Source organism: Vibrio sp. V31_P5A7T61, from assembly GCF_009904895.1.
Lineage (GTDB): Bacteria > Pseudomonadota > Gammaproteobacteria > Enterobacterales > Vibrionaceae > Vibrio > Vibrio metschnikovii.
Map to the genome: position 1 here is coordinate 1 of NZ_WXWI01000001.1, position 3,283 is coordinate 3,283.

A 3,283-nucleotide genomic window follows, 5' to 3' on the forward strand; every position below is an offset into this window, starting at 1 on the left:
CATTATATCGTATCCAGATGATATTTTAGTCGCTGATAGTAAGCATAAGTGGGGACTTACTCCATTTCATTTTGTCGATAAATTTTATTCATTTCAAATTAAGAAGCTATATGAGATAACTGAGAGGAAATAATTGTAGTGTTTCAAGAATTTCAGTTAACTTTCACTCCCGATTGTATCGAGTATGTGAAAAAAGTGTACGCTAACCATAAAGTGATACTTGAGTATGGCTCTGGTGGTTCGACATTATATGCCGCTGAGCAAGGGTGTACAGTGGTGACCACAGAAACAGACCCTAAGTGGTTAGTTGAATTAATCGGCGCTTACCAAGAGCAAAAATTGCCGGGGACTATTATTCCTATTTATGCGGATATAGGACCAACTAAAGCTTGGGGGCGACCGGTGGATGATAGCCAGTTTAAGTTGTGGCCTGATTATCCGCAACGAGCTTGGCGTTATTTACAAGAACATAAACTTCGCCCAAGCGTCGTTCTGATTGACGGCCGCTTTCGGGTGGCAAGCTTTCTTACTGCTTGCATTCAAATTCGTAAGCCAACTTTAGTTTTGTTTGATGATTACGTTGAACGAGATTACTACCATATCGTTGAAGCCTTGTTTGAACCGATTGAGATTATTGATAATCGAATGGCGGTGTTTGAGATTAAACCGCGTAAGGTAGATCAGCGTTTTATTATAGAAAATATCAATTATTTTATCGACCCACGGTAAATTTTTAGAGTTGTTGGTTAAGGGTTAAGTGTAATTACTTTCTACTCGTTAATAGACAGAATTCGTCAATAGATCGAACTCGTTAGTAGCTTAAATTGCTGCTTTTTATTTTTATAACAGGTCTCAATACTTAAAAGTCAGTTCTAGGAGCTCTCCATGATTAAAAAATGCTTATTCCCTGCTGCCGGCTACGGTACGCGCTTTTTACCCGCCACTAAATCGATGCCAAAAGAGATGATGCCGGTAGTCAATAAACCTTTGATTGAATACGGCGTTGATGAAGCGATTCAAGCAGGCATGACAGATATGTGCGTAGTAACAGGCCGTGGTAAGCAAGCCTTGATGGATCACTTTGATAAAAATTATGAATTAGAGCATCAAATTCAGGGCACCAGTAAAGAAGCTCTACTGGATGATATTCGTGGCTTAATTGATTCAGCAAACTTTACCTTTATTCGTCAGCGAGAAATGAAAGGTTTAGGTCATGCTATTTTAACTGGTCGCCCGTTAGTGGGTGACGAGCCGTTTGCTGTTGTGCTGGCCGATGACTTATGTGTTAATGAACACAAAGGGGTACTGGCACAAATGGTGGCTTTGTATAACCAATTTCGCTGCACCATTGTCGCGGTGCAAGAGGTGCCCGACGATCAAACCCATAAATATGGCGTGATTGCCGGTCAAATGATCAAAGATGATTTATTCCGCGTCGATGATATGGTCGAAAAACCCGACCCTGGTACGGCGCCAAGTAATCTCGCGATTATTGGCCGCTACATTTTAACCCCAGATATTTTTGAGTTGATTGAGCAAACCGAGCCTGGTAAAGGTGGCGAAATTCAAATTACTGATGCGCTGTTAAAACAAGCCAAAGCAGGCTGTGTGTTAGCTTATAAGTTTAAAGGTCAGCGTTTTGACTGTGGTAGTGTTGAAGGTTACATTGAAGCAACTAACTACTGTTTTGAGCAGGTGTATAAAAAAGATCACAATACGCCAATCTCACAACAGCCAACGGTAAAAGTGCCGCGTGAACAAATTGAAGTTGAAGTAGTTTAATGAATATTTTTTGATAATTAATAGAAATGCATTACTTGATAGTTATCGATTTGGCTAATTCATGAAAATGATTAACTATCTTCCTATATTAACTTTTTAATGTGTCTTTATATGATATAGCTACCTATTTAGGTGGCTACTACCTTTCCTATTTCTTTCATGATTATATTTTACAACTAATTTTTCACATACTACTAAGTGATTTTTAATAATATGAAAATTTTCAAGAGAATCAAGAATGCTGTTAAGAAAAGCAAGTAAATTATTCACACAAGGGAATTATGAGAAAGCATTAGATCTTTATATCCAATATGAGAAACAATACGGCAATGATAATGTTAGTGTTAATATTAAGCTATGTCAGAGTCGTATAAGAGAACAAATATCAAAACATATTCATGGTAATGAAAAAACAAACATTAGTAAAGTGAATGATTATTTCGATCATGTATATTTAGTTAATCTCCCACATAAACATGAAAATAGGTTGAAAACCGCTAAGCATTTAACTGGGAATGAAATTTGCTTTGAAGTTTTCAATGCTATAAATGGATATGAAGGTGAGAGTTTTTGTTTTTTTGAAAAATATAAGAAAAAACCTATAGGCCAACTTAAGAGATATCCTAAATATTCATGTTTAGAAGTTGATAGAAATAATCATCTAATTGAATCTGCAGGTGCAATTGGTTATATACAAACCTATATTAAAATCCTTGAAGATGCCAAAAGTAAGGGGTACAAAAGGTTTCTTATACTAGAAGATGATGTGTTATTGCATGATTCATTTAATGATAAGTTCTCTAAATTTATTAATAGCGTTGATGAAAATTGGAAGGTTCTTCTACTTGGGGCTTCCCAATATGGGTGGGAAAATATTAATGAAGATATAGCACTAGAAAATAATTATTATTACCCAGGAAGAACTTCTGATTCAAGTTCTTCTACTTGCGGTTCATTTGCCATTGCTTTTGATTATTCAGTAATTGATGAGGTTATAGAGGCCCAAAAGTCATTTGAAGCTCCTTTTGATCATTTACCTATGAGTGAAATATATGAGAAATATGTAGGTAAATGTTTTGTAGCGTACCCAAATATTATTATTCCTGATGTAACTAACAGCTCAATTCGGTCAGGAAGAGATCAGTTTAAACATGGTAAAAAAATGAAGTGGGAAGTGGAGAGATTTGATTTTCCAATTAAAAAACCTTCAATTGCAATAATAATCACTGGTAAGACGAATATACGATATCTAGAATCTTTTAGTAAGGCATCTGAAATGCCATTTAACTTGATGTTGTATATTAATACAGAGGATGGTTTAAGGCCATTACATAACAAGGATCTGCTTGATTTAAATATTAATGAGAATAAATTAATTTCCACTCAAGTAGATGTTTATTTGGAGACTGATTATGCGGCTACTCTTTCTGAATATGACATTCTTTCAGAAAGTGAAATAATTAAGTTTATAGAGTATAAGCTAGGTATTACGACTGATAAC

General features: G+C 35.5%; 3 protein-coding genes. All 3 read left to right on the forward strand.

The features are described from left to right. Positions 1-138 precede the first annotated feature (138 nt). Positions 139-729 carry a hypothetical protein gene (locus CAG58_RS00005; protein ID WP_161425014.1) on the forward strand — a complete coding sequence of 197 codons (591 nt, stop codon included), beginning with the start codon at positions 139-141 and terminating at the stop codon, positions 727-729. Between the two features lie 156 nt (positions 730-885). Then, entirely contained in the window at positions 886-1,782 is an 897-nt protein-coding gene (galU, locus tag CAG58_RS00010; protein WP_161425015.1) for a UTP--glucose-1-phosphate uridylyltransferase GalU, read from the forward strand. Positions 1,783-2,020: 238 nt separating this feature from the next. Further along, on the forward strand, positions 2,021-3,283 hold a 1,263-nt coding region (locus tag CAG58_RS00015), incomplete at its 3' end, for a glycosyltransferase family 25 protein (protein ID WP_202598151.1).